Annotated in this window: 12 protein-coding genes; 6 read left to right on the top strand and 6 right to left on the bottom strand. The window is 60.1% G+C overall.

Annotation, left to right across the window (positions count from 1 at the left end; translation table 11 throughout):
* The first annotated feature begins 46 nt into the window (after window positions 1–46).
* From CRX69_RS25800 to CRX69_RS25785, 3 genes are all read left to right on the top strand, one after another.
* Complete coding sequence (locus tag CRX69_RS25800; RefSeq protein WP_107323091.1) at window positions 47–451, top strand: RNA-binding S4 domain-containing protein; 405 nt, start codon at window positions 47–49, stop codon at window positions 449–451.
* A gap of 149 nt (window positions 452–600) precedes the next feature.
* On the top strand, window positions 601–1,503 hold the full coding sequence (gene hslO / locus CRX69_RS25795; protein WP_047226845.1) for an Hsp33 family molecular chaperone HslO: 903 nt from the start codon (window positions 601–603) through the stop codon (window positions 1,501–1,503).
* A 178-nt stretch (window positions 1,504–1,681) separates the two neighbouring features.
* A complete protein-coding gene (locus tag CRX69_RS25785; protein WP_047226846.1) occupies window positions 1,682–3,226 on the top strand; it encodes a phosphoenolpyruvate carboxykinase in 1,545 nt (514 codons plus the stop codon).
* A gap of 170 nt (window positions 3,227–3,396) precedes the next feature.
* Here CRX69_RS25785 and CRX69_RS25780 read toward each other — a convergent pair whose 3' ends face one another.
* Together CRX69_RS25780 and CRX69_RS25775 are read right to left on the bottom strand one after the other, a co-directional pair.
* Window positions 3,397–3,750 (bottom strand): DUF1493 family protein, encoded by a 354-nt coding sequence (locus CRX69_RS25780; RefSeq protein ID WP_047226847.1) that lies wholly within the window; start codon window positions 3,748–3,750, stop codon window positions 3,397–3,399.
* Window positions 3,751–3,898: 148 nt separating this feature from the next.
* The gene (locus tag CRX69_RS25775) at window positions 3,899–4,963 is read right to left on the bottom strand and encodes a S8 family peptidase (RefSeq protein WP_107323090.1); all 1,065 of its coding nucleotides are present in this window, start codon (window positions 4,961–4,963) and stop codon (window positions 3,899–3,901) included.
* Window positions 4,964–5,214: 251 nt separating this feature from the next.
* On the opposite strand from CRX69_RS25775, the gene CRX69_RS25770 reads away from it, so the two are divergent.
* The 3 genes from CRX69_RS25770 (at window position 5,215) to CRX69_RS25760 (ending at window position 8,951) form a co-directional block, all read left to right on the top strand.
* On the top strand, window positions 5,215–7,143 hold the full coding sequence (locus CRX69_RS25770) for a RecQ family ATP-dependent DNA helicase (protein ID WP_107323089.1): 1,929 nt from the start codon (window positions 5,215–5,217) through the stop codon (window positions 7,141–7,143).
* A gap of 107 nt (window positions 7,144–7,250) precedes the next feature.
* Window positions 7,251–8,492, top strand: coding sequence for a 3-hydroxyacyl-CoA dehydrogenase (locus CRX69_RS25765; RefSeq protein WP_107323088.1), 1,242 nt, complete (start codon window positions 7,251–7,253; stop codon window positions 8,490–8,492).
* 39 nt (window positions 8,493–8,531) lie between these two features.
* The gene (locus CRX69_RS25760; RefSeq protein WP_107323087.1) at window positions 8,532–8,951 is read left to right on the top strand and encodes an acyl-CoA thioesterase; all 420 of its coding nucleotides are present in this window, start codon (window positions 8,532–8,534) and stop codon (window positions 8,949–8,951) included.
* Between the two features lie 86 nt (window positions 8,952–9,037).
* On the opposite strand, the gene CRX69_RS25755 is transcribed toward CRX69_RS25760, so the two are convergent.
* The 4 genes from CRX69_RS25755 to CRX69_RS25740 form a co-directional block, all read right to left on the bottom strand.
* Window positions 9,038–9,523 carry a glycine zipper domain-containing protein gene (locus CRX69_RS25755; RefSeq protein ID WP_047226852.1) on the bottom strand — a complete coding sequence of 162 codons (486 nt, stop codon included), beginning with the start codon at window positions 9,521–9,523 and terminating at the stop codon, window positions 9,038–9,040.
* 262 nt (window positions 9,524–9,785) lie between these two features.
* A complete protein-coding gene (locus CRX69_RS25750; RefSeq protein ID WP_107323086.1) occupies window positions 9,786–12,134 on the bottom strand; it encodes an FdhF/YdeP family oxidoreductase in 2,349 nt (782 codons plus the stop codon).
* Entirely contained in the window at window positions 12,131–12,970 is an 840-nt protein-coding gene (fdhD, locus tag CRX69_RS25745) for a formate dehydrogenase accessory sulfurtransferase FdhD (RefSeq protein WP_107323085.1), read from the bottom strand. The genes CRX69_RS25750 and fdhD overlap by 4 nt, the downstream gene beginning before the upstream one ends.
* Before the next feature lie 93 nt (window positions 12,971–13,063).
* A complete protein-coding gene (locus CRX69_RS25740; protein WP_076383281.1) occupies window positions 13,064–13,951 on the bottom strand; it encodes a LysR family transcriptional regulator in 888 nt (295 codons plus the stop codon).
* Between the last annotated feature and the right edge of the window lie 74 nt (window positions 13,952–14,025).

The following is a 14,025-nucleotide window of genomic DNA, read 5'->3' as shown; positions in this document are numbered from 1 at the left end:
AAAAACGGTAGTACAGTTCTGACTATTGGCTGAAAGAGGAATTGCAGTGGCACAAAAAAAGGAAGAAGACGACAAGGTCCGTCTCGATAAATGGTTGTGGGCAGCGCGATTCTATAAAACCCGCGCCCTGGCCAAGACCGCCATCGAAAGCGGCAAGGTCCATCACCGGGGCGAACGTTGCAAGCCGGGCAAGGAGCCTCGCATCGGCGACGAATATGTCATTCGCGCCGGGTTCGACGAAAAAACCGTGGTTGTCCAGGCCCTGTCGATCGTGCGCCGCAGCGCGCCAGAAGCGCAGGCGCTGTATCGCGAGACCGAAGCCAGTATCGCCCGGCGCGAAACCGCAGCCGCCCAGCGCAAGGCCGGCGCCTTGGGGGTCAGCACCGATGGCAAGCCCAGCAAGAAGCAGCGTCGGGATCTGTTCAAGTTTCATGGCAGCAATAGCGAATAAAAGATCGGCAATTTGAGGCCGCAGTGCCTTTGGCTCGGATGCGCAGTCAGCCCCATCCCGTCCGACAAATCCTGGCCTTGCTTGGAACCCACCCGGAATGTCCATAAAATGCCCGTCATCCTTTGTCATCACCTCAGATACCAGACCCTATGACTGATTTGCCGGATACCGACTACACCCAACGCTTCATCTTCGATGACAGCGACACTCGTGGCGAACTGGTGGCGTTGGAGCGTAGCTACGCCGAAGTTCTTGCCAAGCATCCCTATCCGGAACCGGTCGCCCAACTGCTCGGTGAACTGATGGCGGCTGCGGCGCTGCTGGTCGGCACCTTGAAATTCGATGGCTTGCTGATTCTCCAGGCCCGTTCCGAAGGCCCGGTGCCATTGTTGATGATCGAATGCTCCAGCGAACGCGAGATCCGTGGCCTGGCCCGTTATCACGCCGAGCAGATCGCCCCCGACGCGACCCTGGCCGACATGATGCCCGATGGCGTGCTGGCGCTGACGGTCGATCCAACCCACGGCAAGCGCTACCAGGGTATTGTCGATCTCGATGGCACGTCTCTGGCTGAATGCTTCACCAACTACTTCGTCATGTCGCAACAGACCAACACTCGCTTCTGGCTCTATGCCGACGGGCGGCGTGCCCGTGGTTTGCTGCTGCAGCAGTTGCCCGCCGATCGCCTTCGCGACCCGCAAGAACGTGACGCCAGCTGGCAGCACATCACCGCTCTGGCCAGCACCCTGAGCGCCGATGAGCTACTGAGCCTGGACAACGAAACCGTGTTGCATCGTCTCTACCATCAAGAGCAGGTCCGCCTGTTCGACGTTCAGCCGTTGCGCTTCCAATGCAGCTGCTCTCGTGAACGTTCCGGCAATGCGCTGGTCAGTCTGGGTCTGGAAGATGCGCAGCAATTGGTGATCGAGCATGGTGGCGCCATCGAGATCGATTGCCAGTTTTGCAACGAGCGCTACCTGTTCGACGCTGCGGACATCGCCCAATTGTTCGCCGGTGCGGGTGTCGACACACCGTCAGATACTCGTCACTAAAACGGTTCAGCGCAGGTAAATCTCCTGGCAAACGCCGGATTTACGCCGTACTGACGGGAGGGCCCTACTTTTTTTGGGCTTTTCTGGCATAATCCGGCCCACTTTTTTCGGGTAGTAGTGCGCGACTTCCTACTACAAAACGTTTGGAGCACTCGGCCACAGGCCGACGGGGAATCTCATGACGCAAGCCAATAACGCCGTGTACACCGATCTGAGTGTCGATGATCTGGTCAAAGAAGCCCTCAGTCGCGGTGAAGGCGAGCTTGCCGATACTGGCGCGCTGGTTGTTCGCACCGGTCATCGTACCGGTCGTTCACCGGTTGACCGTTTCATCGTTGAAGAGCCGACCACCCAGGACGCCATTGCCTGGGGCCCGATCAACCGCAAGTTCCCGGCCGACAAGTTCGACGCCCTGTGGGACCGCGTAGCAGCCTATCTGGGCGAGCGTGAGCGTTTTGTCTCCCATGTTCATGTAGGTTCCGACCCTGCGCACTACCTGCCGGTCAAGATGACCACCGAGACTGCCTGGCACAACCTGTTCGGCCGCTGCCTGTTCATCAACCCCGAGCAGTACAACGCCGGTGGCAAGGATGAATGGCAGATCCTCAACGCGCCGAACTTCGTCTGCGAGCCTGAGCGCGACGGCACCAATTCCGACGGCACCGTGATCATCAACTTCGCGGCCAGGAAAGTACTGATCGCCGGCATGCGTTACGCCGGTGAAATGAAGAAAGCGCTGTTCTCCGTCCAGAACTTCCTGCTGCCAGCGGTTGACGTACTGCCTATGCACTGCGCCGCCAACATGGGCGAAGAGGGCGATGTGACCCTGTTCTTCGGTCTGTCGGGCACGGGCAAAACCACGCTGTCCGCCGATGAAAGCCGTTACCTGATCGGTGATGACGAGCACGGCTGGGGTGTTGGCGTGGTCTTCAACATTGAAGGCGGTTGCTATGCCAAGTGCATCGACCTGTCCGAGAAGAACGAGCCGGTTATCTGGAAAGCCATCCAGCACGGCGCCGTACTGGAAAACGTTGTCCTGGACCCGGTCACCAAGAAAGCCGATTACGCCGACGACAGCCTGACCCAGAACAGCCGCGCCGCCTACCCGCGTGAACTGATCGAAAAACGCGCACCGAAAAACCTCGGTGGCGAGCCAAACGCAGTGATCTTCCTGACTTGCGACCTGACCGGCGTACTGCCGCCGGTGTCGATCCTCAGTGAAGAACAAGCGGCCTACCACTTCCTGTCCGGCTACACCGCACTGGTGGGTTCGACTGAAATGGGTTCGGGCAGCGGCATCAAGTCGACGTTCTCCACCTGCTTCGGCGCTCCATTCTTCCCACGTCCTGCTGGTGAATACGCTGAGCTGCTGATCAAGCGTATCCGCGGCTTCGGCTCCAAGGTCTACCTGGTCAACACCGGCTGGACCGGCGGTGGCTACGGCGTCGGCAAGCGCTTCAACATCCCGACCACCCGTGCGGTGATCGCGGCAATTCAGAGCGGCGCGCTGATCGGTGCTGAAACCGAGCACCTGGACATCATCAACCTGGACGTGCCGTTGGCCGTTCCGGGCGTTGAGACTGGCCTGTTGAACCCACGCAACACCTGGACCGACAAGGCTGCGTACGACGAAGCCGCCAAGGCATTGGCCGGCTTGTTCATCGAGAACTTCAAGAAGTTTGAAGTGAGCGACGCGATCAAGGCCGCTGGGCCGCAGCTGTAAGGCTTGGTTCGCGAATGAAAAAAACCGCCCTTTTCAGGGCGGTTTTTTTATGGACGGCTTTTGAGGGGGCGGATGCAATGCTGTGCTGCTCCCGGCTCGAAAGCAGCCATTATTCCACCTGGAATCACGGTAAACAGCCAGAATAATGCCACTTAATGCGTGCCGTTCGGCTACACCCCTTCCACTTCCTGCGTCTCCCAGCGCTGAGCCTTGATTGCCTTGTAGAGCATCCCAATGGTCAGTGGCACCTTGCTGCCACGGCCCTTGGCCCTGCGCTTTTGAAACACATCAAATCCTTCCGGCTGAAAGTAGCGGTACGCGTCGTAGTCAATGAGGTCGAGGGCGAACCGCTCCTCCAATGCTTCCATCAGATGCCGAGCGTCCGCGCCGTCACAGCCCAAGTCGAGATTGATGGCGGTGTCCAGACGGATTGTCTTGCGCTCCGGCAGGCCGATTTCTTCATGGAGCAGTTCCATGAGCTGGCGCATGGCGTGGTCGTCAGGAAAATCTGGGGCGAGGTACATGAAAAAATGTCCGGGCTGAGGGTGGCGTCTGTATAGGTGGAAAGTTTAGGGCGAAATCTTTGCCCGTTGGAAAAAGAAGAAATATCCCGCGACCGTCTCGGAACTGTCCGGGAGGCTTCGACAGCCGCGAGCGGTAGCGGCTCTTGGTTCAGTCAGCCAGCGGTCCTGGGGCGCGTCGTGAGGCCGCCTCAAGGTCCATCAACCCTCTGCCGTAGGCTTCGCTGTTGGCGTAGATGCCAGTGCGGTTGGCTGTCGCCAGCAGATGTTCGCGCACTTGCTGGGCGTTGAGCTGCGGGTAGAGGCTTTGCAGTGCGGCCAGTGCGCCACTGACCAACGCGGCGGCCGGGGATGTGCCGGCGGTTTGCACGTAACGGCCATCCTTGCCCACGGTAAGCAGGCCTGCCTGTGGACCTGCGTCGCCGCCGGGTACGGCGATGCACCAGGCGGCTGCGACGCCGCAATAGTTGGATTTTCCATTGATGGTGCTGCCATCGTTTTTCAACGCCACGACCGCGATCCAGCCTTTCTCCAGTTCCGGCAATGCTGCTGGTAACCCAGGTTCGGCCAAGGGCTCGCGCTTGAGCTCATTGCCGGTCGGGAAGACAAATACGGCGCCGTCTTTCACCAGTTTTCGGGCAGCGGCCAGGGAGTCGGGCATCACCTGGTTGTAACGTGCTTCAGTGATTTCGGTGGCGGGGATGGCGTTGGCCCACGAGTTATTGAACAGGCGCGCGCCCTTGTCGAAACCGCCTTGCCAGGACTGTGCGATTTCGCTGTCGAAAAAAAACGGTTCGTTGTCGTCGCCGAAACGGAAGGGGATCAACCTGGCCTCAAACGCGATGCCATGCATGCCCTGGTCGTCCTTGTTGGCGGCGAGGATACCGGCCATTTGCGTGCCGTGCCCGACCCGGTCAAGGGTACCGGGACGGTTTTCGACATGGTCGAATCCGGGGTCACCCAGCCTGCCCTCGAACTCCGTCAGCCTGCTGTTCAGTCCAGAGTCGATCAGCGCCACGGTCACGTTCCGGCCGGTGCCACCCCGGGCATACAGAGCTGAGGCTTTGACGATGGCCAGACCTTGCTGGGCGCGGTATTCCGGTGTTTCGAACACGGTGGTTCGCATGTCGGGCTGTGCTGGGATGGTCAAGCAACCGGCCAGGAGTGAGGCCGACGTTAGCGCCAGGGTGCGTAGCGCGGAAAGTGGATGTGACATGGTTCAGTCCTTGAACGGAGTCTTGAGCGCCAGGCTTCCAGGCCTGTAACGCATGAGTGGATGGCGCACCTTACCTTGCAAGCGAAACGGGAACGAGGCATCAAAGTGCCTGGATTTGTATCGCCTCATGGCAAAGCACAAAGGCGCTGAGGCTGTATCATCCGGTATCGTTTTCCCCCCAAACCTTTTCTCGACTCCCTGCGCCGTCCGGCTAGGCTTTTGGCATCGCAGCAGTCAAGGAGTGACCGCCTATGCACAGCACCCTGGAACAGGTTTTCGGTTATCCGCAGTTTCGCCCCGGTCAGGAAGCTGCCGTCAGCGCAGTACTTGCCGGTCGGTCGGCAGCGGCCATTTTTCCTACCGGCTCGGGCAAGTCCCTGTGCTATCAATTGCCGGCCCTGCTATTACCGCATCTGACCCTGGTGGTCTCGCCGCTGCTGGCACTGATGCAGGACCAACTGGCGTTCCTGCATCGCCATGGCATTGCGGCGGCGAGTATCGATTCAGTCCAGCGTCGTGACGAAGCCAGCGAGGTCATGGCACGGGCCCGTTCGGGCGAGTTGAAGATTCTGATGATTTCGGTGGAGCGGCTGAAGAACGAGCGCTTTCGCAATTTCCTGCAGCAGGTACCGATCTCGTTGCTGGTGGTAGATGAGGCCCACTGCATCTCCGAATGGGGGCATAACTTTCGTCCCGACTACCTCAAGCTCCCCGACTACCAGCGTCAGTTCGACATTCCCCAGGTGTTGCTGTTGACGGCCACCGCAACGCCCAAAGTCATCGCGGACATGCAGGCGAAGTTCGCCATCGCCCCCGACGATGTGGTCACCACCGGCTTCTATCGACCTAACCTCAACCTGCTAGTGGAACCGGTACGCGGCGCGGATAAGCGGCGGCGACTGGTGCAATGGCTGGGCGAGCGAGCCGGGCAGCCGAGCATCGTCTATGTCACCTTGCAGCGAACCGCCGAGCAGATTGCCGAGCACTTGAGCCAGCATGGGATTGAGGCCCAGGCTTATCACGCCGGCTTACCTCATGAACAACGCGAAGCCATTCAGCGACGGTTCATGGGCGGGCAGTGCAATTGCATCGTTGCGACCATCGCCTTCGGCATGGGTATCGACAAGAGTGATATCCGCAACGTGGCGCATTTCGACCTGCCTAAATCCATCGAGAACTACAGCCAGGAGATCGGCCGGGCGGGGCGTGACGGGTTGCCGTCCGATTGTCTGGTCCTGGCCAACCGTGACAGCCTCAACGTGCTGGAAAACTTTATTTATGGTGATACGCCGGAGCTGGCGGGTATTCGGTGCGTGCTTGATGAGTTGAAGGCCGCAGCTGCCGATGGCCAATGGGAGTTTTTGCTGGGGCCGCTGGCGGACAAGAGCAACATCCGGCAACTGCCGCTCAAGACGCTGCTGGTGCAATTGGAACTGCGCCGGCTGATCGCGCCGCGTTATGCCTATTTCGCGGAGTATCGCTTCAAGTTTCTGATCGAGCCGCAGGCATTGCTCGAGCACTTCGAAGGGGAGCGTCAGGCGTTTGTCTCGGCCATCATCCAGACCTCCAGCCGTGCCCGTACCTGGGCCACGGTGGATTTCGACGGGATGTACCAGCTGTATCACGCCGAGCGTAACCGCGTGGTCAAGGCGCTGGATTACTTTCAGGAAAAGGGCTGGGTCGAGCTGGAAAGCAAACAGATGACCGAGGTGTATAACGTGCTTGAAGCAGGGTTCGACGTTCAGGCGCTGAGCGCCGAGTTGCACGACTATTTCACCCGGCACGAGCGTGGGGAGATCGCGCGGATCCACGCGATGCTCGAACTGTTCGCCACCGATCATTGCCTCGGTTATCGGTTGGCCCAGTATTTCGGCGATGAAAGTGCACCGCAGCGCTGTGGTCATTGTTCGGTGTGCCATGGACACGTTGCCCGTCTGCCGGAGCCACCACCATTACCAGTACTGGTGGACAGAGACTTCAACGCACTGTGTGGCGACTTTATCAACAGGCACGAGCAGCATACCGGCAGTGCACCCTCTGCGGAGCGGGTGACCCGGTTCCTCTGCGGCATCAGCGTGCCGTTGTTCACCAAACTGAAGGCACGGACGATTCCAGGATATGCGCAGCTGGAGGATTACCCGTACGCCGAAGTTCGCCACTGGGTTCAAGCGGCTTTGTAATCCGCATCCATCCGATGAATGCCCGCCATCACACGAATAAATTTCAAAAATATTCTGCGGCTGACTAAGGTGAGGGCTGTCTTTGGATCACCAACAAGAGAGCAAACATGAGCCAGACACCCTTCGATATTCAGCGCGCTGCCGTAGTCGGTGCAGGCACTATGGGGCGGGGCATCGTGATGTGCCTGGCCAACGCCGGCGTGACGGTGCAATGGGTCGACAACAATCCGCAGATGCTGGAACAGGCGTTGGCTGCCGTGGCCGATACTTATGCCCACAACGTGCGCCAGGGCCGTATCGACCAGGGTGAAGCCGATGCGCGAATCGCCAGGGTGACGCGGGCAGATGATTACGCGGCGATCCGCAATGTGGATCTGGTCATCGAGGCGGTTTACGAGAACCTTGAGCTCAAGCAGAAGATCTTCCGCGAGCTGGACGGCTTGCTCAAGCCCGAGGCCATTCTGGCGAGCAACACCTCGGCGCTGGACATCGATGCGATTGCCGCCGTCACCCGCCGCCCCACCCAGGTGTTGGGTCTGCACTTCTTCAGCCCGGCGCACATCATGAAGTTGCTGGAAATCGTTCGTGGTGCGCAAACCTCCAAAGCGGTGCTGGACGCAGCCCTGGTATTGGGCAAGCGCATGGGCAAGGTCAGCGTGGTGTCGGGCAATTGCCACGGGTTCATCGGCAATCGGATGCTTCACCCCTATGTGCTGGAGGCGCGCAAGATGCTGCTGGAAGGGGCGTTTCCCCATCAGGTTGACGCGGCATTGCAGGGTTTCGGCTTCGCCATGGGGCCGTTTCGCATGTACGACGTCGTCGGCATCGACCTGGAGTGGCGCGCTCGGGAACTGGCGGGCAAAGGTCAGGATGCACCCGAGGTGCAAGTGGACAACCGTTTGTGCGAACTGGGTCGGTTCGGCCAGAAAAGCGGCAACGGGTACTATCACTACGAAGCCGGCAGTCGCCAGGCCGAGCATGATGTAGAGGTCGATGCGCTGGTGCAGCGAGTCAGTGAAACGTTGGGTTTTCAGCGTCGCGAGATCTGCCCCGAGGAAGTCCTCGAGCGTTGCTTGCTGGCGCTGGTCAATGAGGGCGCGAAAATCCTGCAGGAAGGTATTGCCGAGTCGGCTCACGACATCGACCTGGTGTATCTCAACGGCTACGGCTTCCCCGCGGACAAGGGCGGCCCGATGGCCTGGGCCGACCATCAGGGACTTGAAGACATCCATGCACGGCTGCTGGAACTCGAAACGAAGCAGGGGGACCACTGGAAGCCCGCGCGTCTGATCGGGGAGCTGGCGGCCCAGGGCAAGGGATTCGCACAACACCAGGCCTCAAAATCCTGAACAACGCATGAACCATTGAGCAATCGTAAAGGACACCTGATGCCCCAACGTAGCGAATACCCGCACCTGCAACCGATCACCACACGCTGGCACGACAACGACGTGTACGGTCACGTCAACAACGTGACTTATTACAGTTTTTTCGACACGGCGGTGAACACTTATCTGATCGAGGTCGGCGGCCTCGATATCCACGATGGGGAGGTGGTGGGGTTCGTGGTGAGTTCGGCTTGCGACTACTTTGCCTCGATCGCCTTTCCCGACCAGATTGAAATCGGTCTGCGGGTGGGGAAGCTGGGCAGCAGTTCAGTGCAGTATGAGCTGGCGGTGTTCAAGGCGGGGGAGGAGGAGGCCTGCGCGGCGGGGCGCTTTGTGCATGTTTTTGTGGAGCGGTCTTCGAATCGGCCAGTGGCGATTCCGGATCGGTTGCGCGCCGCATTGGAACGGTTGGTGATTTAAACGAAAAATCGCAGTCTCCTGTCAGACGCTTGAGAAGCGCTGACGAAGACTGCGATTTTCTATCGACTACTGGTTAGAGCCAGTGATCAATCGTCGTGATAGCGATGTTTGTGCTTGTGCTTGCGATGCCCATAGGCATGGCCACGACCTGGATGGCCGTCACGGTAATAACGGCGATCACCACGGCGACCGTCATAACGACGATCGTCGTCATCGTCCTTGCCCATATAGTTGCCCAGTGCACCGCCAGCGCCGCCGCCTGCTGCTGCACCGATCAGGCTGCCGGTGGTGCCGCCTACGCTACGGCCGACCACGTTACCGCCGGCTGCGCCCAGCGCACCGCCAATCGCTGCTTCGCCGCGGCTGCGTTTGTCCGCACCGACCGCACTGCCACCCGCGCCACCCAAGGCTGCGCCGATGGTGGACCCGGTGTTGCCGCCCAAGGACTGGCCGACCACAGAACCCAGAACCCCGCCCAATGCGCCGCCCACGCCTGCTTCGGTGGTGCCACCGGCAGAGGCTGCGCCACTGATCAGGCCAAGGGACAACAAGAGAATCGAGGAGAACTTCATAGAGGAGCCTCAAAGGGATGACGGCGCGATCCTGAGGCTGGCTTCGCTTGGTTACAATCGAAATCCGACGAGTAACACGACTTGTGCACAATTCGATAAGTTATTGTTTTTTGAGCGGAACTTAACAGATTTTCGCCGGTCTTTAGCTACTTCGGACAGGCCGTTTTCTATGGAAAACGGCCTTTTTTGTGGGCGATTGAAAAGCAGGATTGTGGGGAGCCAAGCCTTGCTCCCACACAACCTAATCGCCTGGCACGTTGTGTCAGGCCGACTTGGCCAGAATCAGCCCATTCTCGCTCGCCGCTTCCAGACGGATCGCCACGAATTTCGAAGTCGGGGTATGGCTGTCGTCGCCGGTGCTCTCCAACGGCACCAACGGATTCACTTCAGGGTAATAGGCGGCGGCCTGTCCGGCGGGAATGTCAAATGCCAACAGGGTAAAGCCTTTGACCCGTCGCTCGCGGCCGTCATCCCAGAGCGAGACGATGTCGGCCTTCTGCCCAGGTTTGAAGCCCAGTCGAATGATGTCCGCTTCGTTGACGAACAACACGTCACGCTGGCCCTTCACGCCGCGATAGCGGTCATCGAGGCCATAGATGGTGGTGTTGTACTGATCGTGGGAGCGCATGGACTGCATGATCAGGTCAGGCAACTGCCCGGTGGCGCGGGTGCGTTCATGCACCAGGTCGGTCGGCAGCCGGTTGGGCTTGAAGTTGGCGCGGCCTGAGGCGGTGTTCCAGCGACGTGCACCGGCGCTGTTGCCCAGATAGAAGCCGCCGGGGTTCTGGAGCTTTTCGTTGAAGTCTTTGAACCCCGGGATGGTATCGGCGATCAGGTCGCGGATGCGGTTGTAGTCCGCCACCAGCCAGTTCCAGTCCACCGGGTGGTGGCCCAGTGTGGCGGCGGCGATGCCGGCAATGATCCAGGGCTCGGAACGCATCTGGTTCGACAGCGGCTGCAATTGGCCATTGGATGCATGGACCATGCTGAAGGAGTCTTCCACGGTCACCGCTTGTGCGCCTTCGACTTGCAGGTCGATGTCGGTACGGCCCAGGCACGGTAGGATCAGCGCCTCTTTTCCATGAGCCAGATGGCTGCGGTTGAGCTTGGTGCTGATCTGCACAGTCAGGTCGCAGTTGCCCAAGGCCTGGAACGTCCGATCACTGTCCGGGGTGGCCTGGGCGAAGTTGCCGCCCAGAGCGATGAAGACCTTCGCCCGGCCGTCAGCCATGGCGTGGATCGCTTCGACCACGTTGTGGCCATTCTCGCGCGGCACCTTGAACTGGAAGCGACGCTCCAGCGAGTCAAGGAACGCCGCCGGCGGACGCTCGTTGATGCCCATGGTCCGGTCGCCCTGCACGTTACTGTGGCCGCGAACCGGGCACAGACCGGCGCCCGGCCGGCCGATGTTGCCGCGCAGCAGCATCAGGTTGGCGATTTCCTGGATGGTCGCCACCGAATGGCGGTGTTGGGTGATGCCCATCGCCCAGCACATGATCACGTTCTTGCTGATGGCGTACATGCGCGCCGCTTGTTCGATCTCGACCAGAGTCAAGCCCGACTGCTCAACGATCTGCTCCCATGGCGTGTCATCGACCACGGCCAGGTAATCCAGTACGTCGATGCTGTGTTCGTTCAGGAACGCGTGGTCGAACACTGCAGCAGCGCCGGTGTTTTGCGCCTCACGTTCCCATTGCAGCAGGAACTTGGCCATGCCCCGCAGCACGGCCATGTCGCCACCCAGGGCCGGACGGAAATAGGCGGAGTTGGTCGGTTTGTCCCCGTTGGTAAGCATCTCGATCGGGTTTTGTGGGTGCTGGAAACGCTCCAGGCCACGCTCCTTGAGCGGGTTGATGCACACCACCTGGGCGCCGCGTTTCACTGCTTCGCGCAGCGGTTCGAGCATGCGTGGATGGTTGGTGCCCGGGTTCTGGCCCCAGACGAAAATCGCGTCGGCGTGTTCGAAATCGTCGAAAGTCACGGTGCCTTTGCCTACGCCGACACTCTGAGACAGCGCCACGCCACTGGCTTCATGGCACATGTTCGAGCAGTCGGGAAAGTTGTTGGTGCCGTAGGCGCGCACGAACAACTGATAAAGGTAGGCTGCTTCGTTGCTGGCCCGGCCCGAGGTATAGAACTCAGCCTGGTTCGGGCTGGAGAGCCCCTGCAAGTGTTTGCCGATCAGGGCAAATGCCGCTTCCCAACTGATGGGTTTGTAGCGGTCGGTTTCGGCGTCGTAGCTCAGTGGCTCGGTCAAGCGCCCCTGGTATTCCAGCCAATAGTCGCTCTGCTCCAGCAGCGAGGTCACACTGTGTTTGGCGAAGAATGCGCCATCGACACGGCGCTTGGTCGCTTCCCAGTTCACGGCTTTGGCGCCGTTCTCGCAGAACTTGACCATGCCGCTTTCCGGCGAGTCGCCCCAGGCACAGCCTGGGCAGTCAAAGCCGCCGTTCTGGTTGGTCTTGAGCATCATGCGCAGGTTCTTCAGCGCATTGTCGCTGGTCAGCCAGGCCTGGGCGACGCTGATCAGCGCGCCCCAACCACCGGCCGGACCCTTGTAGGGCTTGTAGCGCGGTACGGGTTTCTGATCGGCTTGTTGATGATTGCTCACGCTTGATTCTCCATCGCAGGGCTATAGACCCGCGGCGCACTTTTCTGCGGCAGGTGGATGAGATTGAGGTTGTGCTGGCGGGCCCACTGCACGGCAAGGCCGGTGGGTGACGACAGGCTGACCAGGGTCTGAATGCCGGCGCGCAACACTTTCTGGATCAATTCGAGGCTGCAACGACTGGTGACGATCGCCACGCCTCCGTTCACCGGGATCTGTTGCCGGATCAGCGCGCCGATCAGTTTGTCGAGCGCGTTGTGCCGGCCGATATCTTCGCGTCCCAGCAGCAATTGGCCTTGGGCGTTCATGAACAGGGCCGCGTGGACCGCGCCGCAATGCTGGCCCAGGGGCTGGAACTGGCCGATGCGTTGACGCAGGCCTTCGAGCCACTGGGCCGGTGGCAGTGGCGTGCCGGGCAGTGCCTTGAGGTTCGGTAATGCCTGCTCCACCGCTTCCACCCCGCAAAGCCCGCAGCCGCTGGTGCCGGCCAGTTGTCGGCGTTGTTGCTTGAGGTTCCAGAAGGCGCGGTTGGCGATGGTTACCTGGGCGTATTGCGCAGAACCGTCGCCGCTCAGTTGCACGTCATAGATGTCCGCAGGGTGTTCAATGATGCCGCTGCCTAGGCTGAAGCCGACGATGAAGTCTTCAAGGTCAGACGGCGTGACCAGCATGACAGCCTGACTGATGCCGTTATAGGCGATCGCCAGCGCCACTTCCTCGGCCAGCGCGGTGCTGTCCGATTGGGAATGGTCCAGGTTGCAGTAGCGATAGCTCTGGCTGGCGGCTGGCGCGGGTATTTTCTCCGCAGGCGCAGAACAGACCGGAGGCTTGTCGTTCATAGGCATCACTGACAGTGGGAATAGTGATAAGACTAAATGCGGCAATCTGCCACGTCTAATCGCTATTACTGATCTATCAATAGATGACGTCGATCAAGATGTCGTTGATGATTTCTGATAGAGGGCGAAACAAGCTTCCGCCAAAGCCGAGCGTGGAGCGCCGCGGCGCATGATCAGACCCAGCGGGACCAGAGTTTGCGCGTCTTCGATGGGCTGGATGCGCAAGTCTCGGGTCAGCATACCCAGGCCACTGTTCAGCGGCATCACGGCGCAACACAGTCCGCCGTGTACGGCTTGTAACAATTGATGCACCGCGTCGGTTTGCAGCAGAGGGCGGGGTGTGAGGCCCCGACTGTGGAAGTTGTGGTCGATGGACTGACGAAAATGCATGCCGCTGGTGAGCATGCCCAGGGGCAACTCGATCAGCGCTTCCCAGCTCAGCGGCTGCTCGCCGAAATAGAAGTATCTCTGGTCAAAGAGCAAGCCCATGCGCGTATGGTTGAAGGGCAGGGCGTCGAAGCGCTCGGTGTCCAGGCGCTCCAGATAGGAAATGCCCAGGTCGATGCGGTTGTTCGCCAGTTGTTCGAGGATGCGTTCGGAGCTTAAGGATGACAATTCGAAATGCAGGTTAGGGTGCTCGCTGTGCAGCCGCTGCATCATCGACAACGGATCGAAGTCCGACAATGGCACCACACCCAGGCGCAGGGTACCCACCAGGTTGCCACGGCAGGCCGCCGCTTCGGCCTGTAGACCGTCATAGGCCGCCATGACCGTGCGTGCCCAGGCCAACACCCGCTCCCCCGGAGCGGTGAAACCTTCAAAGCGCTGGCCTCGATTGACCAGCGGCAGACCCAGCTCTTCTTCAAGGCTGCGCAGGCGCATTGACAGGGTCGGTTGGGTGATGTGGCAGCGCGCGGCCGCCTGGCCGAAGTGGCGGGTTTCGTCGAGCGCGATGAGAAATTTCAGCTGCTTGATGTCCATCTTCGTTCCAGGGCGCGGGAAGGTTGGGATTCTAGCGCTTTGTGCGCGGCAGGGTCATTGGTCGGCTGGGAACC

The organism is Pseudomonas rhizophila, from assembly GCF_003033885.1.
Taxonomy (GTDB): Bacteria; Pseudomonadota; Gammaproteobacteria; order Pseudomonadales; family Pseudomonadaceae; genus Aquipseudomonas; species Aquipseudomonas rhizophila.
The sequence above is the reverse complement of the archived record's forward strand: the minus strand, read 5'-3'. Positions and strand labels throughout refer to the sequence as shown.